The sequence below is a fragment of the Desulfobacteraceae bacterium genome, from assembly GCA_022340425.1.
Taxonomy (GTDB): domain Bacteria; phylum Desulfobacterota; class Desulfobacteria; order Desulfobacterales; family JAABRJ01; genus JAABRJ01.
Map to the genome: position 1 here is coordinate 19,283 of JAJDNY010000062.1, position 23,610 is coordinate 42,892.

General features: G+C 63.8%; 23 protein-coding genes and 1 pseudogene. 19 read left to right on the forward strand and 5 right to left on the reverse strand.

Going from position 1 to position 23,610, the window contains the following annotated elements; translation table 11 throughout:
- Nucleotides 1-5: 5 nt before the first annotated feature.
- The 4 genes from LJE63_05990 to LJE63_06005 are packed head-to-tail and all read right to left on the reverse strand — an operon-like array spanning nucleotide 6 to nucleotide 3,843.
- Nucleotides 6-338 (reverse strand): STAS domain-containing protein, encoded by a 333-nt coding sequence (locus LJE63_05990; protein ID MCG6906160.1) that lies wholly within the window; start codon nucleotides 336-338, stop codon nucleotides 6-8.
- A 37-nt stretch (nucleotides 339-375) separates the two neighbouring features.
- On the reverse strand, nucleotides 376-798 hold the full coding sequence (locus LJE63_05995; protein MCG6906161.1) for an ATP-binding protein: 423 nt from the start codon (nucleotides 796-798) through the stop codon (nucleotides 376-378).
- Nucleotides 799-824: 26 nt separating this feature from the next.
- Complete coding sequence (locus LJE63_06000; GenBank protein ID MCG6906162.1) at nucleotides 825-1,352, reverse strand: Crp/Fnr family transcriptional regulator; 528 nt, start codon at nucleotides 1,350-1,352, stop codon at nucleotides 825-827.
- Nucleotides 1,327-3,843, reverse strand: coding sequence for an ABC transporter ATP-binding protein/permease (locus tag LJE63_06005; GenBank protein ID MCG6906163.1), 2,517 nt, complete (start codon nucleotides 3,841-3,843; stop codon nucleotides 1,327-1,329). Before LJE63_06005 ends, LJE63_06000 begins: the two co-directional genes overlap by 26 nt.
- Nucleotides 3,844-4,120: 277 nt before the next feature.
- On the opposite strand from LJE63_06005, the gene LJE63_06010 reads away from it, so the two are divergent.
- The 15 genes from LJE63_06010 to hypB all read left to right on the forward strand — a co-directional run bounded on the left by LJE63_06010 (nucleotide 4,121) and on the right by hypB (nucleotide 19,249).
- Nucleotides 4,121-4,306: a DUF2065 domain-containing protein gene (locus LJE63_06010; protein ID MCG6906164.1), complete on the forward strand. Its 186-nt coding sequence runs from the start codon at nucleotides 4,121-4,123 to the stop codon at nucleotides 4,304-4,306.
- A 7-nt stretch (nucleotides 4,307-4,313) separates the two neighbouring features.
- Entirely contained in the window at nucleotides 4,314-5,378 is a 1,065-nt protein-coding gene (queA, locus tag LJE63_06015) for a tRNA preQ1(34) S-adenosylmethionine ribosyltransferase-isomerase QueA (protein MCG6906165.1), read from the forward strand.
- 97 nt (nucleotides 5,379-5,475) lie between these two features.
- Nucleotides 5,476-6,585 (forward strand): tRNA guanosine(34) transglycosylase Tgt, encoded by a 1,110-nt coding sequence (gene tgt / locus LJE63_06020; GenBank protein MCG6906166.1) that lies wholly within the window; start codon nucleotides 5,476-5,478, stop codon nucleotides 6,583-6,585.
- A gap of 45 nt (nucleotides 6,586-6,630) precedes the next feature.
- A complete protein-coding gene (locus LJE63_06025; protein ID MCG6906167.1) occupies nucleotides 6,631-6,852 on the forward strand; it encodes a NifU family protein in 222 nt (73 codons plus the stop codon).
- Nucleotides 6,853-6,905: 53 nt separating this feature from the next.
- Complete coding sequence (locus tag LJE63_06030) at nucleotides 6,906-8,087, forward strand: pyridoxal phosphate-dependent aminotransferase (protein ID MCG6906168.1); 1,182 nt, start codon at nucleotides 6,906-6,908, stop codon at nucleotides 8,085-8,087.
- A gap of 71 nt (nucleotides 8,088-8,158) precedes the next feature.
- Nucleotides 8,159-8,560, forward strand: coding sequence for a methylmalonyl-CoA epimerase (gene mce / locus LJE63_06035; protein MCG6906169.1), 402 nt, complete (start codon nucleotides 8,159-8,161; stop codon nucleotides 8,558-8,560).
- Nucleotides 8,561-8,766: 206 nt separating this feature from the next.
- Nucleotides 8,767-10,896 carry a methylmalonyl-CoA mutase gene (scpA, locus tag LJE63_06040; protein ID MCG6906170.1) on the forward strand — a complete coding sequence of 710 codons (2,130 nt, stop codon included), beginning with the start codon at nucleotides 8,767-8,769 and terminating at the stop codon, nucleotides 10,894-10,896.
- Nucleotides 10,897-10,906: 10 nt separating this feature from the next.
- Nucleotides 10,907-11,899: a methylmalonyl Co-A mutase-associated GTPase MeaB gene (meaB, locus tag LJE63_06045; protein MCG6906171.1), complete on the forward strand. Its 993-nt coding sequence runs from the start codon at nucleotides 10,907-10,909 to the stop codon at nucleotides 11,897-11,899.
- A 43-nt stretch (nucleotides 11,900-11,942) separates the two neighbouring features.
- Complete coding sequence (locus LJE63_06050) at nucleotides 11,943-13,496, forward strand: methylmalonyl-CoA carboxyltransferase (GenBank protein ID MCG6906172.1); 1,554 nt, start codon at nucleotides 11,943-11,945, stop codon at nucleotides 13,494-13,496.
- 52 nt (nucleotides 13,497-13,548) lie between these two features.
- Nucleotides 13,549-13,785: a hypothetical protein gene (locus tag LJE63_06055; GenBank protein MCG6906173.1), complete on the forward strand. Its 237-nt coding sequence runs from the start codon at nucleotides 13,549-13,551 to the stop codon at nucleotides 13,783-13,785.
- A gap of 85 nt (nucleotides 13,786-13,870) precedes the next feature.
- Nucleotides 13,871-15,952 (forward strand): pyruvate carboxylase subunit B, encoded by a 2,082-nt coding sequence (locus LJE63_06060; protein MCG6906174.1) that lies wholly within the window; start codon nucleotides 13,871-13,873, stop codon nucleotides 15,950-15,952.
- Nucleotides 15,953-16,043: 91 nt separating this feature from the next.
- On the forward strand, nucleotides 16,044-17,213 hold the full coding sequence (gene sucC / locus LJE63_06065) for an ADP-forming succinate--CoA ligase subunit beta (GenBank protein ID MCG6906175.1): 1,170 nt from the start codon (nucleotides 16,044-16,046) through the stop codon (nucleotides 17,211-17,213).
- A 41-nt stretch (nucleotides 17,214-17,254) separates the two neighbouring features.
- On the forward strand, nucleotides 17,255-18,124 hold the full coding sequence (gene sucD / locus LJE63_06070) for a succinate--CoA ligase subunit alpha (protein MCG6906176.1): 870 nt from the start codon (nucleotides 17,255-17,257) through the stop codon (nucleotides 18,122-18,124).
- A gap of 34 nt (nucleotides 18,125-18,158) precedes the next feature.
- Nucleotides 18,159-18,542 carry a hydrogenase maturation nickel metallochaperone HypA gene (locus LJE63_06075; GenBank protein ID MCG6906177.1) on the forward strand — a complete coding sequence of 128 codons (384 nt, stop codon included), beginning with the start codon at nucleotides 18,159-18,161 and terminating at the stop codon, nucleotides 18,540-18,542.
- 41 nt (nucleotides 18,543-18,583) lie between these two features.
- Nucleotides 18,584-19,249 (forward strand): hydrogenase nickel incorporation protein HypB, encoded by a 666-nt coding sequence (gene hypB / locus LJE63_06080; GenBank protein MCG6906178.1) that lies wholly within the window; start codon nucleotides 18,584-18,586, stop codon nucleotides 19,247-19,249.
- Between the two features lie 108 nt (nucleotides 19,250-19,357).
- Here the strand turns inward: hypB and serA are convergent, their stop codons facing one another.
- Nucleotides 19,358-20,950, reverse strand: coding sequence for a phosphoglycerate dehydrogenase (gene serA, locus LJE63_06085; protein MCG6906179.1), 1,593 nt, complete (start codon nucleotides 20,948-20,950; stop codon nucleotides 19,358-19,360).
- Nucleotides 20,951-21,289: 339 nt separating this feature from the next.
- Between serA and amrB the strand changes: the two genes are divergently transcribed.
- From amrB to LJE63_06105, 4 genes and pseudogenes are all read left to right on the forward strand, one after another.
- On the forward strand, nucleotides 21,290-22,141 hold the full coding sequence (gene amrB, locus LJE63_06090; GenBank protein ID MCG6906180.1) for an AmmeMemoRadiSam system protein B: 852 nt from the start codon (nucleotides 21,290-21,292) through the stop codon (nucleotides 22,139-22,141).
- A gap of 29 nt (nucleotides 22,142-22,170) precedes the next feature.
- A pseudogene (locus LJE63_06095) lies at nucleotides 22,171-22,331 on the forward strand (transposase).
- 78 nt (nucleotides 22,332-22,409) lie between these two features.
- On the forward strand, nucleotides 22,410-22,919 hold the full coding sequence (locus LJE63_06100) for a hypothetical protein (GenBank protein MCG6906181.1): 510 nt from the start codon (nucleotides 22,410-22,412) through the stop codon (nucleotides 22,917-22,919).
- A gap of 164 nt (nucleotides 22,920-23,083) precedes the next feature.
- Entirely contained in the window at nucleotides 23,084-23,518 is a 435-nt protein-coding gene (locus tag LJE63_06105; protein MCG6906182.1) for a hypothetical protein, read from the forward strand.
- Nucleotides 23,519-23,610: the final 92 nt, after the last annotated feature.

The window sequence follows — 23,610 nt, forward strand, 5'->3', positions numbered from 1 at the left end:
CGACCCTAAAACTGCTGCAGGGCGTCCTCCAGGGAGGTAAAGATCGGCAGGAAGGTGTCAAAACCCGCGATTTCGAAAACTTCGCGGACGTAGTCTTTCATGGCGCAGAGGACAAAGCTGCCTTCGGCGCGCTTGATGTCCTTGGTGGCTTTCAGAATGACCCGCAGCCCCGCGCTGGAAATATAATCCAGCGCGCCGAAGTCCACCACCAGACACCGGGTCCCCTGGCGGATCACATCGGAAAGCCGCTTTTCGAAGTCCGGCGAAGTATTGGAATCCAGCCGCCCGGAGAGGCTGAAGATCAAGATATCGTCTTGTTGTCGCTCGGTTATTTCCATGGAGAAATTACCTTTCAGATGCGGCCGGCGGCGGCCCTCAGCGCCGGATCTGTTTTTTGAGGGTCAGGACGTTGGTGTCCCGCCGCCGTTCGTAGACGATCCGGTCCATGAATTTGCGGATGAAGAATATCCCCAGCCCCCCGATCGAGCGCTTCTCCAGCGGGCAGTGGATCTCCGGCGGCTGGACCTGGGACAGGTTGAAGTGGCGCCCGTCGTCCTTGACCCGGATGGTCAGGGTCTCGCCCTCCAGCCGAAGGCGCACGGTGATCCAGTGCTCTTTGTCATCGCAGAAGCCGTAGGAAATGATGTTGCTCAGGATTTCCTCCAGGGTGAAGTTGATTTCAAATACGCATCTTGGCGGCAGCCCGTGGCGCTCGCCGAAGTCCTGCAGATGCCGGCTCAGACGCCTGAGTTCGGAGAGGCGGTTTTGCAGTTTGAGTTCTAGTGTGTCTGCACCCATGGAATCATCCGGGATGGCTGCAAGGCTCAGATCAGACTGACCCCCGATTTCTTTTGGCAGCTGTCGGCGCCCAGGAATGCATCCGACATGAAGCGCTCCTCCCAGGCGCTGATGCTCTCCACCAGCCCCTTGAGGACCTTGGGCATCATGTCGGGAAACTGCTCCAGCACGCGCGAGAATTTTTCGCGCGTCAGCACCAGGCAGACCACATCGGTCACCGCCACCAGGGAAAACAGACGCCGCATCCCGCCCAGTAGCGTGATCCCGCCCAAAAAAGCGCCGGCCTCGAAAACGCGCATCTCGTGCTCGCGACCGTTTGTCTCGCGCAACAGGCGTGCCTGACCGGAGACCAGGAAAAAGGCCTGACCGTCGTCCTCCCCCTGGGTGAAGAGGCGCTCCCCCGCCTTAAAGCTCTCCCGCGCGCAAAGGTACGCCAGCAGCTTGAGGGCCTCGGGCGACAGCCCGGCAAAAAACCGCACCTCGCGCAGGATGTCCAGATTCTGCTGGAACTCGCAGGCCGCGTCCGTCCTATTTTCTTCCGGTGACCAGCTCATAAAAGGTTCCTTTCCGATTCATCAGCTCTTCGTAAGGTCCCAACTCGAGAATCTTGCCGGCCTTCATCACCGCGATCTTGTCGAAATTTTTGACGATGTCCAGGCGGTGCAACACGGCGATCAGGGTGGTACGACCCTTGAAGCGGGCCTCCAGCAGGCGCTGGATGCGGGCCTGGGACTTGTTGTCCAGGGCCGAGGTGGCCTCGTCCATGATCAGGATTTCCGGGTTCTTCAGAAACGCCCGGGCGATCGCCACTTTCTGGCGCTGGCCGCCGGAGAGCCGGTCACCCTTGCTGCCGACGTCGAACGTCATCCCGATCTCGATGATCCTCTCCAGCAGGTCCTCCTCGATGAGCACCTGGACGATGCTCTGGTTTATTTTTTCCTCGGCCTGGGAGCCGCTGCTTTTGGGTTTGCCGAAGAGAATATTGTTGAGAATGGTCTCGGAATGAATGTAAACGGCCGTTTGGTAAAAGGCAAGCGCATCGGGAAAATCCCGTTCAATCCCCGCCTTGAAAAGCGCCCGGCCGGCCATGACCCGCTTTTCCAGCAAACCGGAGAGGGCCACGGTCTTGTGCCGCGCGGGGGTGAAGCGCAGCCCCAGGATCAGAAGCTTTTCGCGCTCGCCAGCGGGTAGGTCCGCCAACGGCTGTTTTTCCAGCCGCTGCACGATCTGCTTGTAATCCTCCAGCTCCTCGGGTTGGATCGGGCTTTCGCGGAAGAAGATGTCCTGGGGCGGGAGATTGCCCAGGATATCCACGGTCTGCCGGGCCAGCTCCGCCCCGAGCTTCAGCAGCGGCCCGGTGAGCTCGGCGCGCTCCAGAAATTCCAGGAAATAGGGGTTGTGGTAGAGGTTGGGGGCTTCGAAGGCGGGGTCGTTGGCCGTACCGAAAATCAGGTTCTCGGCGATGCTGGCGTGGTGGAGAAAGTTCTGCACATTGAAAAACTCCACGCTGTCGGCCAGGGCCTCGCCAAAATCCCGCCGGAAATTGGCCCGCACCCGCACCAGCACCGCCATCAGGTCGCCGTCGCGCTGGGGCGAGACCCGCGCATTGAGGCCAAATCGCAGCACGTCCACGAAAATGCCGGTCTGCTGAAGCACCTCGATGATTTGGTCGAGGGTCGGCATCGGCGGGGTGCTTTCCGCCCCGGCCGCCTGTTTGCGGGCCTCGCAGCCATAGAGCAGGTTGCTCTGGATGGTGCCGCCGAAGATGAAGGGGCTCTGGGAGACGAAGCCGACGTTGTTGACGATGTCGCTTTTGGTCATCTCCGCCACCTCGCGTCCGTCCATCAGCACGTGGCCGCCAGTGTAGCGGTAGAGCTGACCGACGCACAGCGCCAGGGTGCTCTTGCCGCTGCCGGAGAAGCCCACCAGGGCCAAGTGCTCGCCCGGGGCCAGGGAGAGGTTGATGTCCTGCAGCAAGAGGATGCCGCCCTCGGTGGCGAAGGACAGGTGCTGAACCTGAAGGTCGCCGCGCAGGTGATAGGGCGCACGGTCCACGGGCGCCAGCTGGTACTCGGGGGCGGCATCGAAGTACTCCATGGTGCGGCGATAGCGCACGATTGCGTCTTGATAGGACTGATAGAACTCGATCAGCTCCTTCCAGGGGTCGTAAAGCTTTTCCTGGGCCGAGAGAAAGGCCACCAGCGCACCCAGTTCCAGCCGGCCGTGGATGGTGAGGTAGCCGCCGATGATGAACACCAGGAAAGGGCTCAGGTTGGTGAAAAAATTGTTGGCGGTTTTGATTCCGAAGCGCAGCAAATTCCAGCGCACCCGTATCTTGCGCAGGTCTTCGACCTCCTGGTCGTGGCGCAGGTTTTCGATCTCGTAGGAGCCGTTGCCCTGGACCTCGTGGATCCCTGAAACCGACTCGACGATGATATCCGAGTAGTGGCGGGTGATGTCCACGCGCTTTTTGTTGGCTTGGTTGGCCTTTTGCTGCAGCAGCGGGATGATGAGCAGCACCACGGGGTAAATCGAGAGCGAGACGGCCGCCAGGATCGGGTTGAGCCACGCCAGGTAGACGGCGAAGACCAGCAGAGTCAGGAGGCTGGTGATGGGCACGGCCAGCGCCTCGCCGGCGAAATCCCCGGCTGCGACGAGTTCGTTGACCAAAGAGGCGACCACCAACCCCGGCTGGGTTTTGCGGAAGAAGGAAAGCGGCAGGGTCAGGAGATGGTGGTAGAGGGCCTTGCGCATCTCGGCCAGGGCGCGCTGGCCGATGAGGGTCTGCAGAATATTGATCAGGTACTTGAGGCCGCTGGCGGCCAGGACCGACACGAGGTAGATGCCGCAGTAAAGCATCAGCAGGTCCACGTCGCGCAGCTTGATGGCCTCGTTGACCACCCGCTTCTGCATCTCCAGGGGAAGCACCCGGGCAAAGACCGTGATGATGATGACCGCCAGCAGAAGCGCCTGCAGATGCAGGTTGTAGGCGAAGACCCACGAAAAAAGCGACCGTTTGGTCACGGAGACATCCGGAGAACGCATCGGGTATGCTCCTTGGTTTTGGGCGTGCATCCCACCCCACCCATAGTATCAATGGCGCCTTTTTGACAAGCCCCTTTTTGCCCGGCTGCGGCGGGCGCCGAATTGATTTTGACAAGAGCGGTGCGGCGGGCTACAAAGATCAATTTCAGGCCGCCGGCAGAGGGCTAATCCACCATGACCCACCCGGCGGGCCGCGGCTGCGCCACGGCAGCCGCTGAACCAAAAGAGACGCGGGGAATCGGGCATCCGGGAGCACGGCAACCCGCGGGAGAGTCTAATGGAATTTTTCCTCTGTGTGCTGGGAATGGTGATGATCATCGAGGGACTGCCGTATTTCGCCTTTCCGGAGCAAATGAAATCCTGGGTCGGCAAGATCAGGGAGATGTCCGCCGGCGCGTTGCGGCGCTTCGGGTTGATCCTGATGCTGCTGGGCCTTTTTCTGGTCTACCTGGGTAGAACCTGAGCGCGTCATGTTCGCCATCGAGGATTACGATTACCCCCTGCCCGAGGGGCTCATCGCCCAGAGCCCGGCCGCCGGCCGTGACCGGTCGCGCCTGCTGGTGCTCGACCGGCGCTCGGGCCGCCTGGGGCATCACCGCTTCCGCGAGCTGGAGGGTCTCCTGAACCCCGGTGATCTGCTGGTGGTCAACAACACGGCGGTGATTCCGGGTCGTCTCATGGGGTGCAAAGCCACCGGCGGCAAGGCCGAGGTGCTGATCCTGGACTACGCCGCCGGCCTGCGCCGCAGCCGCCGGGGGGGCGCGTTTGTCTGCGAGTGTCTGGTGAAGTCCGCCCGACGGCCCCAGCCGGGGACCGTGATCACCTTCGAAGCGGGCCTCGAGGCCCGGGTGGAATCGGCGCGCAACGGCACCTGCCGCCTGAGCTTCGCCGACGGCCGGGCGCTGGAGGCGCTGTTGCCCACAATCGGCAGGGTGCCGCTGCCGCCCTATATCCACCGACAGCCGGGGCAGACACCGCCCTGCGACGACATCAACGCCTACCAGACCCTCTTCGCCGAGCACAAGGGAGCCATCGCGGCCCCCACCGCCGGCCTGCATTTCACCCCCGAGGTGGTCCGGGGGCTGGCCGCCCGGGGGGTCAAGATCGTTGCAATTACGCTGCACGTGGGTTACGGTACTTTTTCACCGGTGCGGGTGACGGATATCCGCCGGCACCCGATCCACTCCGAGTGGTACCATATCCCGCAGCCGGTGGCCGAGGCGGTCAACCGCGCCCGCAGGCAGGGCCGTCGCGTGGTGGCCGTCGGCACCACCAGCGTGCGCAGCCTGGAATTCGCCACCGGCGCGGACGGACGCCTCACCCCGGGCAGCGGCCAGTGCGACCTGTTCATCTACCCCGGCTACCGTTTCCGCCAGGTGGATGCCATGATCACCAATTTTCACCTGCCGCGCTCGACCCTGCTGATGCTGGTGTCGGCTTTCGCCGGCCGGGAGCGGGTGCTCACGGCCTACGCGGAGGCCGTCGCGCGGGGCTACCGCTTTTTCAGTTACGGGGACGCCATGCTGCTCCAGTAGGGATCATGGCGCGAGGTTATCACCGCCGATTGGGCCGCGGCCCCGATTGCCGCCATCCGCCGCCATCCGCCGCCCCCCGGCGCCGCAGAAAGACCGCATGCAGCCTTTCAGTCTGATCGCCACCGATGCCGACGCCCGCAGCGGTTTGCTGCAAACCGCGCACGGTGCCATCCGCACCCCGGTCTTCATGCCGGTGGGCACCCTGGGCACGGTCAAGGCCCTCTCCCCCGAAGAACTGCGCACTTGCGGCGCCCAGGTCATCCTGGGCAACACCTACCACCTCTACCTGCGCCCCGGCTGCGAGGTCATCGAGGCCTTCAGCGGTCTTCACGGCTTCATGAACTGGCCGCACCCCATCCTGACCGACAGCGGCGGGTTTCAGATCTTCTCCCTGGCCCGGTTGACCCGGATCAGCGAGGAGGGCGCCGCCTTCCAGTCCCACATCGACGGCTCGCGGCACCTGCTGACGCCCGAAAAGGCCATGCAAATCCAGATCTGCCTGGGCTCCGATATCGCCATGTGCCTCGACCAGTGCCTGCAATACCCCGCCGCACCCGACCAAACCCGATCGGCCATGGACCTGACCACCCGCTGGGCGCGGCGCTGCAAGGAGTTCTGGAGCGCGCGCGCGCCGGCCGACCGGCTGCTCTTCGGCATCGTTCAGGGCGGCATGGACCACGCGCTGCGGGCGCAGTCGGCGGCCGAGCTGGTGGATATCGACTTTCCGGGCTACGCCCTGGGCGGTCTGAGCGTGGGCGAGCCCACGGAGTTGATGCTGGCGGTGGCCGCGGCCAGCCTGCCGCTGCTGCCCGTCGACAAACCGCGCTACATCATGGGCGTCGGCACCCCCGAAGACCTGGTGGAGTTGACCGCCCTGGGCGCGGACATGTTCGACTGCGTGCTGCCCACGCGCAATGCCCGCAACGGCCAGCTGCTGACTGCCTTTGGTACCCTCAACATCGCCAACGCCCGCTTTCGGCTGGATTGCGGCCCCGTCGACCCCGACTGCGACTGCTACACCTGCCGGCACTACTCGCGCGCCTACCTGCGCCACCTCTACCTCAACCGCGAACTGCTGGCCTACCGGCTCAACTCGATCCACAACCTGCACTACTATGCCGGGTTGATGGCGGCCATGCAAGCGGCCATCGCAGCCGGCGCGTTCGACCAGTTCAGAAAGGCGTTTTACCGCCGGCGCCAGGCCTGACGCCCCCGCCGGCAGCGACTGCAACCCCAACCAAGGAGACCCCTGATGGAAGCCAAAGTCAAAGAGATGCTCGCCAAGATCCGCCCGATGCTGCAGGCCGACGGCGGCGACGTGGAGTTCGTGGCCATTGAGGAGGGCGTGGTCAAGGTGCGCCTCAAGGGCGCCTGCGCCGGCTGCCCCATGTCCCAGATGACCCTCAAACAGGGCATCGAAAAATTGTTGAAAAAGGAGATCCCCGGGGTTAAATCAGTGGAGTCGGCGGACTAAGGGCCCCGGCCGGGCGTGGATGCGAATTGGGGTAACCCCAGCGGGAGAGATTCATGACGATTTCCAGAAAGGTGGCGGAGGTCCTGACGCGGTCCTCCTGGATCCGCAAGATGTTCGAGGAAGGCGCGCGCCTCAAGGCGCACCACGGCGCCGACCGGGTTTTCGATTTCAGCCTGGGCAACCCCAACCTCAGCCCGCCGGCCGCCTTCCGCCAGGTGGCCCGCGCCATCATCGATCAGGCCGGCGACCACGACCACGTCTACATGCCCAACGCCGGCTACCCCTTCGTGCGCCAGCGGGTGGCCGAGACCGTGGCCCGCCAGGAGAAGCTATCGGTGACCGCCGAGGAGATCATCATGACCTGCGGGGCCGCCGGCGCCTTGAACGTCATTTTCAAGGCCCTGCTGGACCCGGGGGATGAGGTCATCACCCCGGCGCCCTATTTCGTGGAGTACACCTTCTACGCCGACAACCACGGCGGCGTGCTGAAAACCGTGCCGACGCGGGCGGACTTCACCCTGGATCTGGACGGCCTCGCCGCCGCCATCACCCCCCGCACGCGCGCGGTGTTGATCAACTCGCCCAACAACCCCACCGGCCAGGTCTATTCGGCCGAAAGCCTCCAGGCCCTGGGGGCGCTGCTGGAGACCCGCGGCCGGGAGCTGGGCCGCAGCCTGTACCTGATCTCCGACGAACCCTACCGCCGCATCGTTTTTGACGGCGTCACGGTGCCGGGCATCTTCGACTGCTGCGCCAACAGCCTGATCGCCAACTCCTACTCCAAGGATCTCTCCCTGGCCGGCGAGCGCATCGGCTACGTGGCGGTCAGCCCGCGCGCCGAGTTCCGGGCGGACCTGGTGGCGGGCATGACCCTGGCCAACCGCATTTTGGGCTTTGTCAACGCCCCGGCCCTGATGCAGCGGGTGGTGGCCGAGCTGCAGGATGTCAGCGTGGATGTGGCCGCCTACCAGCGCAAGCGCGACCTGTTGTGCGACGGTCTGGCCGCCTGCGGCTACGATTTTGTCACACCCAAGGGCGCCCTTTACGCCTTTCCCCGAACCCCGCTGGCCGATGACGTGAAATTCGTGCAGGCCCTGCAGGAGGAGCTGATCCTGACGGTCCCGGGCAGCGGCTTCGGCCGCCCGGGTCATTTTCGAATCGCGTTTTGCGTCTCCGATGAGACCATCGTCAACGCCCTGCCGGGCTTCCGGCGGGTCATGGCCCGCTTCCGGTAGCCGGCCTGGAGTCCCCAGCGTTTTCACCCCCATTGCGGGGGCAACCCGCAACATTACTAAGGAGATAAGAAATGAAAATTCTGAAAATCGACCACCTCGGCATCGCGGTCAACAGCATCGAGGAGGGCCAACGCTTCTGGCAGGAGGTCCTGGGCTTGAATTTCGAGGGCACCGAGACGGTCGCCGAACAGAAGGTGACCACCGCTTTTTTCCCGGTGGGGGAAAGCGAAGTCGAACTGCTGATGTCCACCGCCCCCGACGGGCCGGTGGCCAAATACATCGAAAAGAAGGGCCAGGGCATCCAGCACGTGGCCTTTCGGGTGGAGAACATCGAGGCGGCCCTGGAAGAGCTCAAGGCCAAGGGCGTCCAGCTGATCGATCAGACCCCCCGCAAGGGGGCCGGCGGGGCCAAAATCGCCTTTCTGCACCCCAAGGCCACCAACGGGGTCCTGGTCGAGCTCTGCGAACGGTAGGCAGCGGCCCACACCCCGTACGCCAAACATATTGACCTGTCAGCGATTTTTAGGTAAGGTAATCGTTGCCGAACGATCGCTCAGTTTCTTTTTCCGCCTCCGGCACCCGCCGTCCAACGCACTGCAAGCCCCGAAGCGCTCGGGTTGCCCCCCCGGACGCTTGCCTCTTTTTTGAATTGTGGCCGCAACGAACAAGGAGAGTGAACATGGCAGCACACCCCGACCTGCAAAAGTGGATCGATCTGGCATCCAAACAGATGAAAGGCAAACCCCTGGAGAGCCTGAACTGGGACACCCCCGAGGGCATCCGCGTCAAGCCGCTTTACACCGCCGAAGACCTCGAGGGCATGGAACACGTCAACACCCTGCCGGGGATCGCCCCCTACGTCCGCGGCCCGATGGCCACCATGTACACCGGGCGCCCCTGGACCATCCGCCAGTACGCCGGCTTTTCCACCGCCAAGGAATCCAACGCCTTCTACCGCCGCAACCTGGCCGCCGGCCAGAAGGGGCTCTCGGTGGCCTTCGACCTGGCCACCCACCGGGGCTATGATTCCGACCACCCGCGGGTGGTCGGCGACATCGGCAAGGCCGGCGTCGCCATCGATTCCATTGAGGACATGAAGATCCTCTTCGACCAGATCCCGCTGGACCAGATGTCGGTCTCCATGACCATGAACGGCGCGGTGCTGCCCATCATGGCCGGCTACATCGTGGCCGCCGAGGAGCAGGGGGTCGCCCAGGCGCAGCTCACCGGCACGATCCAGAACGACATTTTGAAGGAGTACCTCACCCGCAACACCTACATCTACCCGCCGGAGCCCTCCATGCGGATCGTCTCCGACATCATCGCCTACTGCTCGGAGAACATGCCGCGCTTCAACACCGTCAGCATCAGCGGCTACCACATGATGGAGGCCGGCGCCAACTCGGTCCTCCAGACCGCCTTCACCCTGGCCGACGGGATCGAATACGTGCGGGCGGCGCTGGCCGCCGGCCTGGACATCGACACCTTCGCCCCAAGGCTGTCCTTCTTCTTCGGGGTCGGCATGAACTTCTTCATGGAAATCGCCATGCTGCGGGCGGCGCGCTTTCTCTGGCACGACCTGATGCGGCAGTTCAACCCCAAGAACCCCAAATCCTCCATGCTGCGCACCCACGTCCAGACCTCGGGCTGGAGCCTCACCCAACAGGATCCCTACAACAACATCATCCGCACCACCCTGGAGGCCCTCTCGGCGGTCCTGGGCGGCACCCAGTCGCTGCACACCAACTCCTTCGACGAGGCCGTCGGTCTGCCCACCGACTTCTCCGCCCGCATCGCCCGCAACACCCAGCTGGTCATCCAGGAGGAATCCCAGGTCTGCCACGTGGTCGACCCCCTGGGCGGTTCCTACTACGTGGAGGCCCTGACCGACGGGATCATCCGCGAGGCCCGCAAGATCATTGCCGAGGTCGAGGAACTGGGCGGCATGGCCAAGGCCATCGAAACCGGTATGCCCAAAATGCGGATCGAGGAGTCGGCAGCCCGCAAACAGGCGCGCATCGACCAGGGGCTCGACGTGATTGTGGGGGTCAACAAGTACAAGATCGACCAGGAAACCCCCATGGAGGTTCTGGAGGTGCCCGCCAGCGTGCGCGAGGAGCAGGTCGCGCGCCTGAAGGAAATCCGCGGCCGGCGCGACGCCGCAGCGGTCGCCCAAGCCCTTGAGGCCGTCACCCGCGCGGCCGAAGGCGGCGACAACCTGCTGGCCGCCTGCATCACGGCGGTGCGCGCGCGCGCCACGGTAGGGGAGATCTCGGATGCCATGGAGAAGGTCTTCGGGCGCTTTGTCGCCACCACCCAGAGCATTTCGGGGGTCTACGCCGCAGAGTACGGCGACAGCGAGATCTTTGCCGCCCTGCGCAAGCGCACCGACGAGTTCAAGCAGCAGCGGGGCCGCCGGCCGCGCATCCTGGTCACCAAGATGGGCCAGGACGGCCACGACCGGGGGATCAAGGTGATCGCCACGGCCTTCGCCGACCTGGGCTTCGACGTCGACATCAGCCCCATGTTCCAGACCCCCAGGGAAGCGGCCAAAATGGCGGTGGAAAACGACGTCCACGTGGTGGGGGTCTCCAGCCTGGCCGCCGGCCACAAGACCCTGGTGCCGCAGCTGATCGCGGAGCTCAAGCAGGCCGGCGGCGAGGACATCGCGGTGGTGGTCGGCGGGGTCATTCCGCCGGGCGACTACGATTTTCTCTACCAGGCCGGCGCGGCCTGCGTGTTCGGCCCCGGTACGGTGGTGACCGACGCCGCCAACAAGGTCCTGAACGTCGTCGAAAAGAAGGCCTGATCGTAGCGCGATGCTATCCGCCGAAGCCGAAGACTACGTCAAAGGGGTCCTGGAGCGCAACCAGCGCATCCTCGCCAAGACCATCACCCTGGTGGAAAGCGTCCTGCCGAGCCGCCAGCAGCTGGCCCGCGAGATCGTCGAGCACCTTCTGCCCCGGCGCTGCAAGGCGGTGCGGGTGGGCATCACGGGGGTGCCCGGAGTGGGCAAGAGCACCTTCATCGAGAGTCTCGGCATGTATCTGGTGGGCCGGGGCCACCGCTTGGCGGTTCTGGCGGTGGACCCCAGCAGCGCGCGCAGCGGCGGCAGCATCCTGGCGGACAAGACCCGCATGGAGCGCCTCTCGGCCGAGGAGAACGCCTTTATCCGGCCCTCGCCCTCGGGGGGCACCCTGGGCGGGGTGGCCAGCCGGACGCGCGAGACCATGGTGGTCTGCGAAGCCGCGGGCTTTGATGTCATCATCGTCGAAACCGTGGGGGTCGGACAGTCGGAAACGGCGGTGGCCTCCATGGTCGACTTTTTCCTGGTCCTGATGCTGGCCGGCGCCGGCGACGAGCTCCAGGGGATCAAGAAGGGCATCTTGGAGCTGGCCGATGCCATCGCCATCAACAAGGCCGACGGCGACAACCTCGAAAAGGCGCGGCGGGCCCGCCGGGAGTATGAAAACGCCCTGCACTACCTCAGCCCGGCCTCTCCCCACTGGAACCCGCCGGTGCTGACCTGCAGCGCCCTGAACACCGTCGGCATCGAGGAGGTCTGGTCGACCGTGATGGCGCATCACCGCAAACTGGAGGCCGTCGGCGAACTGCAGGCCAAACGCCGCCAGCAGTCCCTGGCCTGGATGTGGACCCTGCTGGAGGAGGGCCTCAAGGAGCGCTTCCACCAGCATCCGGCCGTCCAGCGCCGGCTGCCCGAGGTGATCGCCGCCGTTCAGCGGGGCGAGTGCGCGCCCACCCGGGCCGCCAGCGACCTCCTCTTTTTGCTTGACAAGGATTCGGATATATAATGTTTTCCAATCATAAAATCTGGCGAGATGAAAGGAAGAAACGATGGGTGTCGTTGATGACAAGTTGAAGGATCTCAAGGAACGCGAGCAAAAGGTCCTGCAGATGGGCGGCGAGAAGGCGGTCGCGAAGCACAAGGAATCGGGCAAGCTCAGCGCCCGTGAGCGGCTGGACTTGCTTTTCGACCCGGGAACTTTCCGCGAAATCGACATGTTCGTCCAGCACCGCTGCGTCAACTTCGGGATGGAGAAGGTCGAGGTGCCCTCCGACGGCGTGGTCACCGGCCACGGGATGGTGGACGGCCGCCCGGTGTTCGCCTTCTCCCAGGACTTCACTTCGCGCGCCGGCAGCCTGGGGGAAATGCACGCCAAGAAAATCTGCAAGGTCATGGACCTGGCCCTCAAAGCCGGCGTGCCCTTCGTGGGCATCAACGATTCCGGCGGGGCGCGCATCCAGGAAGGGGTCGATGCCCTGTCGGGCTTCGGTCAGATTTTCTACCGCAACTCGCTGGCCTCGGGGGTCATCCCCCAGATTTCGGCCATCATGGGCACCACCGCCGGCGGCGCCGTCTACTCGCCGGCCATGACCGACTGGATTTTCATGGTCAAAAACACCAGCTTCATGTTCATCACCGGGCCCCAGGTCATCAAGGCCGTCACCGGCGAGGAGATCAGCTTCGAGGACCTGGGTGGGGCCATGACCCACAGCGAAAAGAGCGGCGTCTCGCATTTCGCCTGTGAAAACGACGAGGACGCCATCGCGCAGATCAAACGCCTGCTCTCCTATCTGCCGGCCAACAACATGGAGGACCCGCCGCGGGTGGACACCGGCGACTCCCCCAGGCGCAGCGCGCCGGAGCTCAACACGATCATTCCCGACAACCCGAATACGGCCTACGACGTGAAGGACGTGATCGCCGCGATCGTCGACAACGGCGAATTCTTCGAGCCGCACCAGTTCTTCGCGCCCAACATTCTCGTCTGCTTTGCGCGCCTGAACGGCCGGACCATCGGCATCATCGCCAATCAGCCCAAGAACCTGGCCGGCTGCCTGGACATCAACGCTTCGGACAAGGCCACGCGCTTCATCCGCTTCTGCGACGCCTTCAACATCCCGATGCTGACCATCGCCGATGTCCCCGGCTACCTGCCCGGCAGCCAGCAGGAATGGGGCGGCATCATCCGCCACGGCGCCAAGCTGCTGTGGTGCTACTCCGAGGCCACCGTGCCCAAGCTGCTGCTGGTGACCCGCAAGGACTACGGCGGCTCCTACCTGGCGATGTGCTCCAAGGACCTGGGGGCCGACATGGCCTTTGCCTGGCCCACCGCCGAGATCGCCGTGATGGGCGCCGAGGGTGCGGCCAACATCATCCACCGCCGCGAGATCAAGGAGGCCGAAGAACCGGTGGCCAAGCGCAAGGAAAAAATCGAGGAGTACAAGGCGCTTTTCTCCAACCCATACTGCGCCGCCAGCCGTGGCTACATCGACGCGGTGATCGAACCCAGCGAGACCCGGCCGCGGCTCATCGAGGCCCTGGAGATCCTATGCACCAAGCGGGAGCTGCGGCCGCCGAAAAAGCACGGCAACATCCCGATGTGAGCCGGGCCGCTTTTCCGCCCATCTTCGCCAACGTCTAACCCAGGGAGACCCCATGGAAGCCGACAAAAAAAGGGCCGCCATCGCCTCGGCGGTAATCGCCTACATCCAGACCGAAGAAGAAGCCCTGTGCCTCCAGCGCCTCCAGGCCGGCACAGCCGAAATCGCCCCGGCACCTGCCCCGGCGCCGGCCGCCGCCTACAAGCCGTGGGGCTTCAGCGGCCGCCAGGAGCAGATGCAGCTGCGGGGGCTGATGCAGCTCAAAGCGTTTCAGGGATGGAAAATGCGATAGCCCGCCGGCCCCGAACCGGTCCCGACACCACCCAATACCGCAATTTTAACTCGCGCCAGCTATCTTTTGAGAGGAGAAGTCTAAGATGAGCGATCACAGCCAAGTAGCAATGACGGAAATGAACTATGCCAAGGACCGTCCCCAGGCGGCAAATCCGGTCAAGATCGAGGATTTGAGTCTGCGCGACGGTCACCAGTCGCTTTTCGCCACCCGCGGGCGCACCGAGGACATGCTGCCGGTGGCCGAAATGATGGACCAGGTGGGCTTCTGGGCCATGGAGGTCTGGGGCGGCGCCACCTTCGACACCATGCACCGCTTTCTCAACGAAGACCCCTGGGAGCGCATCCGCACCCTCAAGCGCTACATCAAAAAAACGCCCTTCTCGATGCTGCTGCGCGGCCAGAACCTGGTCGGCTACCGCAACTACGCCGATGACGTGGCCAAAGCCTTCGTCCAGCGCGCCGCCGAAAACGGGATGGACATCTTCCGGACCTTCGACGCCCTCAACGACTACCGCAACTTCGAGACCGTCGTGCCGGTGATCAAGTCCTGCGGCAAGCACTTCCAGGGCTGTATCTGCTACACCCTGACCGAACCGCGCCTGGGCGGCGAGGTCTACAACCTGGAGTACTATCTCAACAAGGCCAAGGCGCTGGAGGCCATGGGCGCCGACAGCATCTGCATCAAGGACATGGCCGGGCTGATCGCCCCCTACGATGCCTACGCCATCGTCAAGACGCTCAAAGCCGCGGTCAAACCGCCCATCCATCTCCACAGCCACTTCACCTCGGGGATGTCCGCCATGAGCCACCTCAAGGCCATCGAGGCCGGCGTGGACATCATCGACGCGGTCATGGCGCCTTACGCCTACCGCACCTCGCATGCCGCCATCGAGCCGCTGGTGATGGCCCTGATAGGGACCAACCGCGACACCGGCTTCGACATCCGCCTGCTGGGTCAGATCAACGAAATCCTCGAAAAGGAGGTCATGCCCAAGTACCGCCACCTGCTGGACGACACCAAAATGTCGATCATCGACATCAACGTCCTCTTGCACCAGACCCCGGGCGGGATGCTCTCCAACCTGGTCAACCAGCTGCGCGAAATGGACGCCCTGGACAAAATCGATCAGGTTTACGCCGAACTGCCGCGGGTGCGCAAGGATCTCGGCCAGATCCCGCTGGTGACCCCCACCAGCCAGATCGTCGGTGTGCAGACGGTCAACAACGTCCTCTTCGACGATGAAAACGAGCGCTACAAGCGCATCACCGGCCAGGTCAAAGACCTCTGCTACGGGCTCTACGGCAAGACCGCGGTGCCCATCAACCCGGAAGTCCAGAAGAAAGCCCTCAAGGGCTACCCGCGCGGCGAGGAACCGATCACCTGCCGGCCGGCCGAGGTCCTGGAGCCCGAGCTGAAGAAGGCCCAGGAGGAGATCAAGGGCCTGGCGGTGGACCTGGACGATGAAATTCTCTACGCCCTCTACCCGGTGACCGGCAAACGCTTCCTCAAATGGAAATACGGCAAGGAGGAGGCGCCCCCGGAAGTCCGCCCCAAAACGCTGGAGCAGGCCCTCAAGGAGCGCGAGCTGGTCAAGAAAGCCCTGGCCGGCGAACTGGTGGAAAAGGCCAAGAAGGAGGCCGCCCCGGCCAAGAGCGAAAACGCCCGCACCTTCAACGTGTTCATGGATGACGAGTTCTTCGAGGTCGGCGTGGACGAGGTCGGCGGCTCGCCGGTGATCAGCTACCTGCAGCAGCTGCCGGCGGCACCCGCAGCGCCCGGCACGCCGGCCGCCGCCGCCGCGGCGCCCGCGGCGACATTCATTCCACCGCTGCGTCCGGCCGCCCCCGCGCCCGCAGCACCCAAGGCGCCGGCAGCCCCGGCGGCGCCCAAACCGGCAGCGCCCCCGAAGCCGGCCGCCGCCCCCAAACCGGCCGCGGCCGCCGTCGCCGACGGGACCCCGCTGGTGGCCCCGATGCCCGGCATGATCGTCTCCTACAGCAAACAGGTGGGCGACACCGTCGCCGAGGGGGAAACCGTGCTGGTCCTGGAGGCCATGAAAATGGAAAATGCCCTGCCGGCCCCGGTGGCCGGCACCATCAAGGCCATCACACGCAAGAGCGGCGACTCGGTGGCCAAAAACGACGTGCTGGCCGTCATCGGTTAGCCCAGCGTCATCCGCAAAAACGGGCGAACGCCGGCTTGTCCGGCGTTTGCCGCGTCACTATCCCGCAGCACACAGGGAGGGGGTTGCAGCAATGAAAATCCACGAGTACCAGGCAAAGGAACTGTTCCGCAAATACGGCGTCCCGGTGCCGGACGGCGGCGTCGCCTTCACCCCCGAGGAGGCCAGGGGCGTGGCCCAGAAGCTGGGCGGGTTTCCGGTGGTGGTCAAAGCCCAGATCCACGCCGGGGGGCGCGGCAAAGGCGGCGGGGTCAAGCTGGCTCAGTCCCTGGACGAGGTGGGAACTCTCGCCGGCCAGATCATCGGCATGACCCTGGTCACGCCCCAGACCGGGCCCCAGGGCCGGCTGGTCAAGAAGGTCCTGGTGGAGCAGGGCCTCAACATCGCCAAGGAACTCTACCTGAGCGTCCTGCCCGATCGCGCCAGCGCCCAGAACATCATCATGGCCAGCGAGGCCGGCGGCATGGACATCGAAACCGTTGCGGCCGAGACGCCGGAGAAAATCGTCAAGGTCTACGTCGACCCGCTGCTGGGCATCCAGCCCTACCACATCCGCGAGGCGGCCTTCCGGCTCAACATCCCGGCGGCGGCGATGAAGCCCTTTTCGGCCCTGCTGGGCAGCCTCTACCGGGTTTTCACCACCTGCGACTGCTCGCTGGTGGAGATCAACCCCCTGGTGCTGACGGCGGAAAACAGCGTCATCGCGCTGGACGCCAAGGTGGACGTGGACAGCAACGCCCTCTTCCGGCACAAGGACATCCTGGCCTACCGCGATACGGACGAAGAGGACCCGCTGGAGCTGGAAGCCTCCAAGTACAATCTCAACTACATCAATCTCGGCGGCGGGGGCAATGTCGGCAACATGGTCAACGGCGCGGGGCTGGCCATGGCCACGATGGACATCATCAAGCTGGCCGGTGCGGAGCCCGCCAACTTTCTGGACGTGGGCGGCGGCGCCAACGCCGAAATGGTGGAAAACGGCTTTCGGATCATCCTCAGCGACAAGAACGTCAAGGGCATCCTGATCAACATCTTCGGGGGCATCCTGCGCTGCGACGTCCTGGCCCAGGGCGTGGTGACGGCCGCGACCAAAGCCGGCTTGAACGTGCCCGTGGTGGTCCGCATGGAGGGTACCAACGTGGAGGAGGGGCGCAGGATCCTGTCGGAATCCGGCCTGAACCTGATCACCGCGGTGGACCTCAAGGACGCGGCCGGCAAGGTGGCCGCGATCGTCAACGCCTGACACCGTTTCGACCTGCAGGTGGGTCTGAAGAGGGAGAAAAGATGAGCATTTTCGTCGACAAGAACACCAAGGTTCTGGTTCAGGGAATTACCGGACGCGAGGGGCAGTTTCACACCCGCCAGTGCGCGGCCTACGGCACCCAGGTGGTGGCCGGGGTGACCCCCGGGAAGGGCGGCCAGGAGATGGACGGCATCCCGGTTTTCAACCGCGCCAAGGAGGCCGTTGCCGAAACCGGGGCCAACTGCAGCCTGATCTTCGTGCCGCCGGCCTTTGCCGCCGACGCGATCCTGGAGGCCGCCGACAGTGGGGTGGACCTGATCGTGGCCATCACCGAGGGCATTCCGGTGATGGACATGATGCGCGTCAAAAATTACCTCCGAAACAAGGCCTGCCGTCTGATCGGCCCCAACTGCCCGGGCATCATCACCCCCGGTGCGTGCAAGGTCGGCATCATGCCGGGCCCGATCCACAAACCCGGCGGCCCCATCGGGGTGGTGTCGCGCTCCGGCACCCTGACCTACGAGGTCGTTCATCAGTTGACCCAGCAGGGAATCGGCCAGACCACATGCATCGGAATCGGCGGCGACCCGGTCAACGGCACCAACTTCATCGACTGCCTGACGGCCTTTCAGAACGACCCCGAAACCACCGGGATCGTGATGGTGGGAGAAATCGGCGGGAGCGCCGAGGAGGACGCCGCCGATTTCATCACCCGGGAGGTGACCAAGCCCGTGGTGGGCTTCATCGCCGGCTTGACGGCCCCGCCGGGCCGCCGCATGGGGCATGCCGGCGCCATCATCAGCGGCGCCAGCGGTACCGCCCAGGGCAAGATCGCCGCCATGAAGGCCAGTGGGATCCACGTCTGCGAGAACCTGGGGACCCTGGGCGAACTCTGCGCCAAGGCTTTTTGACACCGCTCGCCGGGCCGCGCGCCGCCGGACGGGGATGAACCTTTTTTTCGCAACAGGCCCACGGATCATGCACGAAATGGGGTTGGCGCTCCAGATTGTCGAAATCGCCAAAGCCTCCCTGCCCCCCGAGCTTGCCGGGGCCCGCATCCAGCGGGTCAACCTGAAGGTCGGCAAAATGGCGGCGGTGGTGCCGGAGAGTCTGCGCTTCTGTTTTGCGGCGATCACCCGCAACACCCCCATGGAGGGGGCGGAGCTCTTCATGCAAGAGGTGGCGGTGGTGGCCCGCTGCGGCGCCTGCGGCCACGAATGGACCTTAGACGGGCCGGCCTTTCGCTGTCCGGCCTGTGACAGCGGGGATGTCCGGATGCTCTCGGGCCGGGAACTGGACATCGTGTCCATCGAAGTCGAAAAAGACTGAGCCCACCGGCCTTCGGTGGTGCCCGCCGGAAGGAAAATTTGATGGAAATCAAAGTGGTCCGCAAGGTCCTGGACGTCAATGACACCATGGCCGCCCGCAACCGGGAGCTGTTCAGCAGCAAAAAGGTGTTTGTCCTCAACATGATGAGTTCGCCGGGTTCGGGCAAGACCACCACCCTGGAGAAGACCCTCGCGCTCCTGGCACCGGCGCTGCATTGCGCGGTCATCGTCGGCGACGTCTGCACCACCAACGACGCGGACCGCCTGGCGCGCACGGGTGTGCCGGTGATCCAAGTCAACACCGACGCCTTCGGCGGCGACTGCCACCTGGCGGCCCACGTCATCGAAAAAGCGGCCATGGACCTGGATCTGGACCAGACGGAGCTGCTGATCGTTGAAAACGTGGGCAACCTCGTCTGCCCGGCGGAATTCGACATTGGCGAAGACGCCCGCGTGGTCGTGCTCAGCGTCACCGAAGGTGAGGACAAACCCCTCAAGTACCCCCTGATGTTCCGGGTCTGCGACGCCGCCCTGCTCAACAAGACCGACCTGCTGCCGCACCTGGACTACGACAAGGCCGCGGTGCTGGCCAATATCCGCCAGATCCACCCGCAGATGCCGATCTTTGAAATCTCGGCGCACAGCGGCGACGGGCTGGCCCCCTGGGTCGACTGGCTCAAGGAGCAGGTCGGGCGCAAGCTGCGGTAGCCGGCGGCGTAAGCATGCAGCCGCAACCCCAAAAAATGCTAAGAGGGCGAACCGTTTATTTGGTTCGCCCTCTTAGCTTGTGTCGGATCGGAAAAGCCGGCCGCCGGGTCAGCCGAGATTCACCTGGCGGGCCGAAATGATGTTGGGCAGCGCGCGCAGCTCTTCGATCACCGCTTCCTCAGCCGGGGAATCGACGTTGATCATGCACAGCGCGCGGTCCTCCAGCCGCCCCAGCTGGAAACGGCCGATATTGATGTTGTGGCGCCCCAGGGTTGTCCCCAGGTTGCCGATCACCCCGGGCCGGTCGAAGTTCTGGATGACGATCATGGCGCCCTCGGGAATGGCGTCCAGGTAGATTTTGCCCAGGCGGACGATGCGGGGGTGCTTCTCGGCGAAGATCGTGCCCCAGATTTCGCCCGGCCCCTCTTCGACGTCTTCCAGTTTCAGCCGGATGACCCCCGAAAAATTGGCCTTTTTCTGGGTGGTGACCTCCTTGACCGAGATGCCTTTTTCCTTGGCAATCTCGGGGGCGCTGACAAAGTTGACCGGTTTGTCGGTGAAGGCGCCCAGCAGGCCTTTGAGCAGGGCGTGGGTCAGCGGCTGGGTGGCCAGGTTGGCCATCTCGCCCTCGTAGGTGATTGTGATATCATGCACGCCCTTGGCCAGCTGCCCCATGAGCGAGCCCATCTTCTCGCTCAGATCCAGGTAGGGACGCAGCTGATCCATGCTCTCCTTGGAGAGCGACGGAAAATTGACCGCATTGGTGATGACGTCGTTGATCAGGTAATTGGCGATCTGGTGCGCGATCATGTCGGCGACCTTTTCCTGGGCCTCGCCGGTGCTGGCCCCCAGGTGCGGCGTGAGAATCACGTGGGGGTGCTGCAGGATCGGCCAGGTGGGATCGGGCGGTTCCTGGGGCAGCACGTCCAGGGCGGCCCCGGCCACCCGGCCGCTGACCAGCGCATCGTAGAGATCGTCGATGTTGACCACCTCGCCCCGGGAGCAGTTGATCAGCCGCACCCCGGGCTTCATTTTGACGATGGTTCCGGCGTTGATCAGGTTGACGGTCTCCTTCATGCGCGGCACATGCAGGGAGATAAAATCGGACCCGGCCAAGAGCTCGTCAAAACTCACCAGGGTAACCCCCAGCGCCCGGGCGGCCTCTGGGCTCACAAAGGGGTCGCTGGCGATCACCCGCATTTTCAGCCCCTGGGCCCGCTCGGCCACCACCCGCCCGATGTGCCCGAGACCGATGATCCCCAAAGTCTTGCCGGTGATCTCGACGCCGGTCAAGGTTTTCTTTTCCCACTTGCCGTGGCGCAACGACCAGGTCCCCTGGGGGATGTTGCGGGCGAGCGCGAACATCATCGAGATTGTGTGCTCGGCGGTGGTGATGGTATTGCCGCCGGGGGCGTTCATGACCACGATGCCCTTGCGGGTGGCGGCCTGCACGTCGATATTGTCGACCCCGATGCCGGCCCGGCCGATAACCTTCAGCCTGGGGGCCTTGTCCAGCACCGCCGCGGTAACGCGGGTGCCGCTGCGAATGGCCAGTCCGTCGAAATCGGCTATGATTTCAGCCAGCCGGTCCGGTTCGGAGGTGGTTTTGTCGTTGTCCACGACCACCTCGATCTGGCCCGTGGCCTCAAGAATTTGTCTGGCAAGCGGGGACATGCCGTCCCGGATCATGACTTTGAACATAAGGCCTCTCTGAATGCCGCGTGCGTGGGTTCTCGGCGGTTTGCGGCGGCCGGGGAGGAAGCGCGCCGGCGCCGGCCGCCAAAAAGTTGTCTGCACATAGCACATTGGCGGGCGAATGTTAAGGATTTTGGCGCCGGCCAGGAGGGCTGCAGACGGATAGGTGGACTGCGGCGACACGGGTCTAAAAGTCCATGGACAAGGCGGGCGGGGTGTGGCAAAATGAAATTCTTTACCCATCAGGGTCGCCGGGAGATCCACCGCCACGCCCCGCGCTCGCCCACAATCCTCCGCCGGCCTTTTCTCCCGCCACCTTCAGCCGCTTCAGAAAGGAGGTGCCCAATGACGCTCCGCAAATCGGTCTTTGCCGGCAGCTGGTATCCCGACACCGCCGCCGGGTGTCAAAGCGCCATCAAAGGGTTCCTGAAAGAGGACGGTTTTCAGCCCCCCCCGGACCGCGTCCTGGTGGGCGGCATCGTGCCCCATGCCGGCTGGTTCTTTTCCGGCAGCATCGCCTGCCGCGTGATCCACGCCCTGCGGCAGGACCCCCCGCCGGACGTCTTCGTGCTCTTCGGCATGCACCTGCACCCCGCCTCGGCCCACCACATCATGACCGCCGGGGCTTGGGAAACACCTCTCGGCAGCCTGCCGGTGGAAGAGCGGCTGGCGGCCGCCCTGGCGCGACGGTTCGCATTCACCATTGAAAAGCCGGGGCGCTACTCCCAGGACAACACCATCGAGCTGCAGCTGCCGTTTATCAAATACTTTTTCAGGGGGGTCAAAATCGTTCCGATCGGCGCCGCACCGTCCCCCGAGGCCATCGAAATCGGGGCCGCCGCGGTGGACATCGGCCGTGAGCTGGGGTTGCGCATCAAGATCCTGGGATCCACCGATTTGACCCATTACGGGGCCAACTACGGCTTTTCACCGGAGGGCAGCGGGCCGCAGGCCGTGCGCTGGGTGCGGGATCAAAACGACCGCGAAATAATCGAGACGATGCTGGCGCTGGACCCCCAGGCGGTGATCCGAAAAGCCCTGGCGCATCAGAATGCCTGCTGCGCCGGCGCGGCGGCGGCGGCACTGGCGGCCGGCCTGCAGCTTGGCGCCCGGCGAGCCGAGACCGTCGCCTATGCCACGAGCTACGACAAACACCCCGGAGACAGCTTTGTGGGCTATGTGGGCATCATTTTTTAGCGCGTGTCCAAAAAGGTTGAACCGGTCATTTCCATGTGCTTCCACGCCGGTGGGTTGTGGAGCGGTTCTCCGGATGGCTGGGTCGTCACCGGAGGCTACCCAAGGACTACGAGAAGTTGCCCGAAACCACGAAAGCATAATACGCATCGCCGTGATCACACTGACGGCCCGTCGTCTTGCGGTCAAATGACTTTTTGGGACACGGTCTCAGAAAAAAGGTGTTGCGGATGAACGGGCGCACCAGACTGAAATCCATAAGGAGGTAACGATGAAAAAACGCACACCGTTATGGCTTGTGATGCTGCTGTCGATTGTCGTGGCAGGACCCGCGGTTGCCCAGGACCTTGTCATCTACCCGGCCAAGGGTCAGAGCCAGCAGCAGATGGAAAAGGACAAATTCGAATGCTACTCCTGGGCCAAAGGGCAAACCGGTTTTGATCCCATGCAAACGCCGACCGCCAGCAGTGCGCCGCCACCCCAGCAAGCCCAGGGGAGCGTGGCCGGCAGTGCTGTAAGGGGTGGTGTCGGGGGTGGGTTGCTGGGTGCCGGAGTGGGCGCCATCGCCAGCGGCAAAAAAGGTGCCAAAAAGGGGGCGGGCATCGGTGCTCTTACCGGTGGGGTTTTAGGCGGTGCGCGCACCCATCGGCAGCAGCAGCAGGACCAGCAGGCGCAGCAGCAGTGGGCCAACCAGCAAGCCGGACAGTATGCGCAGCAGCGCAATGCCTACAACCGTGCCTATGGTGCCTGCCTGGAAGGAAGAGGCTATTCCGTTAAATAGCGTTCATCCCTGAATGACTCAGCTGCGCGGTTGCTATGCTGACCACTGTGATTTGAATTCTCGCAATATGTTGATGTTCCGCTTTTCAAATCGGGTTTCCGCTTTGGCCCGAAGCAAATAACGTCATCGGTTGGTGGACCCTGAAAAAACGTCTGGAGGGCATTATGAACAAGCGAATCCTTACCGGTCTGATTTTTTTATGCCTTTGCCTGATTCCCCTTGCAGCCGCCGGCGAAGACTTTGACGGCTCGAAAGCACTGCTGCTATCGGTCATAAAGGTGATCGAATGCACACCCGACGGTGAGTGCTTCGAAACGCCGGCAGAGGAAATCGACGTGCCCCAGTTTTTTAAAATCGACTTCGAGAAAAAAAATATCGCATCCGCCGTGCCGGGTGACGACAGGCCGCCCTCACCCATAGAACGCATGGAAAATGTGGACGGCAAACTGATCCTGCAGGGAGCGGAGGACGGTTATGAGAAGTCGCGGGACGGATTTGGCTGGACGCTGGCCATTTCAAAAGAAACCGGCAGGGCTGTTTACACCGCCTCCGGAGAGGAAGATGCCCTGGTGATTTTCGGTGCGACGGTTCCATTCTGACCGGGCCGGTTTCCACGAAATCCGGCGTGATGAATTCATAGGCACTCGCCACAGGCAGAAAGACGTACTTGTCGAAGTAATAGTTGAAGCGG

Excerpts from the sequence above, each read along its gene's own strand:
- LJE63_05990 (MCG6906160.1), bottom strand. The coding sequence starts at position 338 with ATGGAAATAACCGAGCGACAACAAGACGATATCTTGATCTTCAGCCTC.
- LJE63_05995 (MCG6906161.1), bottom strand. The coding sequence starts at position 798 with ATGGGTGCAGACACACTAGAACTCAAACTGCAAAACCGCCTCTCCGAA.
- LJE63_06000 (MCG6906162.1), bottom strand. The coding sequence starts at position 1,352 with ATGAGCTGGTCACCGGAAGAAAATAGGACGGACGCGGCCTGCGAGTTC.
- LJE63_06005 (MCG6906163.1), bottom strand. The coding sequence starts at position 3,843 with ATGCGTTCTCCGGATGTCTCCGTGACCAAACGGTCGCTTTTTTCGTGG.
- LJE63_06010 (MCG6906164.1), top strand. The coding sequence starts at position 4,121 with ATGGAATTTTTCCTCTGTGTGCTGGGAATGGTGATGATCATCGAGGGA.
- queA (MCG6906165.1), top strand. The coding sequence starts at position 4,314 with ATGTTCGCCATCGAGGATTACGATTACCCCCTGCCCGAGGGGCTCATC.
- tgt (MCG6906166.1), top strand. The coding sequence starts at position 5,476 with ATGCAGCCTTTCAGTCTGATCGCCACCGATGCCGACGCCCGCAGCGGT.
- LJE63_06025 (MCG6906167.1), top strand. The coding sequence starts at position 6,631 with ATGGAAGCCAAAGTCAAAGAGATGCTCGCCAAGATCCGCCCGATGCTG.
- LJE63_06030 (MCG6906168.1), top strand. The coding sequence starts at position 6,906 with ATGACGATTTCCAGAAAGGTGGCGGAGGTCCTGACGCGGTCCTCCTGG.
- mce (MCG6906169.1), top strand. The coding sequence starts at position 8,159 with ATGAAAATTCTGAAAATCGACCACCTCGGCATCGCGGTCAACAGCATC.
- scpA (MCG6906170.1), top strand. The coding sequence starts at position 8,767 with ATGGCAGCACACCCCGACCTGCAAAAGTGGATCGATCTGGCATCCAAA.
- meaB (MCG6906171.1), top strand. The coding sequence starts at position 10,907 with ATGCTATCCGCCGAAGCCGAAGACTACGTCAAAGGGGTCCTGGAGCGC.
- LJE63_06050 (MCG6906172.1), top strand. The coding sequence starts at position 11,943 with ATGGGTGTCGTTGATGACAAGTTGAAGGATCTCAAGGAACGCGAGCAA.
- LJE63_06055 (MCG6906173.1), top strand. The coding sequence starts at position 13,549 with ATGGAAGCCGACAAAAAAAGGGCCGCCATCGCCTCGGCGGTAATCGCC.
- LJE63_06060 (MCG6906174.1), top strand. The coding sequence starts at position 13,871 with ATGAGCGATCACAGCCAAGTAGCAATGACGGAAATGAACTATGCCAAG.
- sucC (MCG6906175.1), top strand. The coding sequence starts at position 16,044 with ATGAAAATCCACGAGTACCAGGCAAAGGAACTGTTCCGCAAATACGGC.
- sucD (MCG6906176.1), top strand. The coding sequence starts at position 17,255 with ATGAGCATTTTCGTCGACAAGAACACCAAGGTTCTGGTTCAGGGAATT.
- LJE63_06075 (MCG6906177.1), top strand. The coding sequence starts at position 18,159 with ATGAACCTTTTTTTCGCAACAGGCCCACGGATCATGCACGAAATGGGG.
- hypB (MCG6906178.1), top strand. The coding sequence starts at position 18,584 with ATGGAAATCAAAGTGGTCCGCAAGGTCCTGGACGTCAATGACACCATG.
- serA (MCG6906179.1), bottom strand. The coding sequence starts at position 20,950 with ATGTTCAAAGTCATGATCCGGGACGGCATGTCCCCGCTTGCCAGACAA.
- amrB (MCG6906180.1), top strand. The coding sequence starts at position 21,290 with ATGACGCTCCGCAAATCGGTCTTTGCCGGCAGCTGGTATCCCGACACC.
- LJE63_06100 (MCG6906181.1), top strand. The coding sequence starts at position 22,410 with ATGAAAAAACGCACACCGTTATGGCTTGTGATGCTGCTGTCGATTGTC.
- LJE63_06105 (MCG6906182.1), top strand. The coding sequence starts at position 23,084 with ATGAACAAGCGAATCCTTACCGGTCTGATTTTTTTATGCCTTTGCCTG.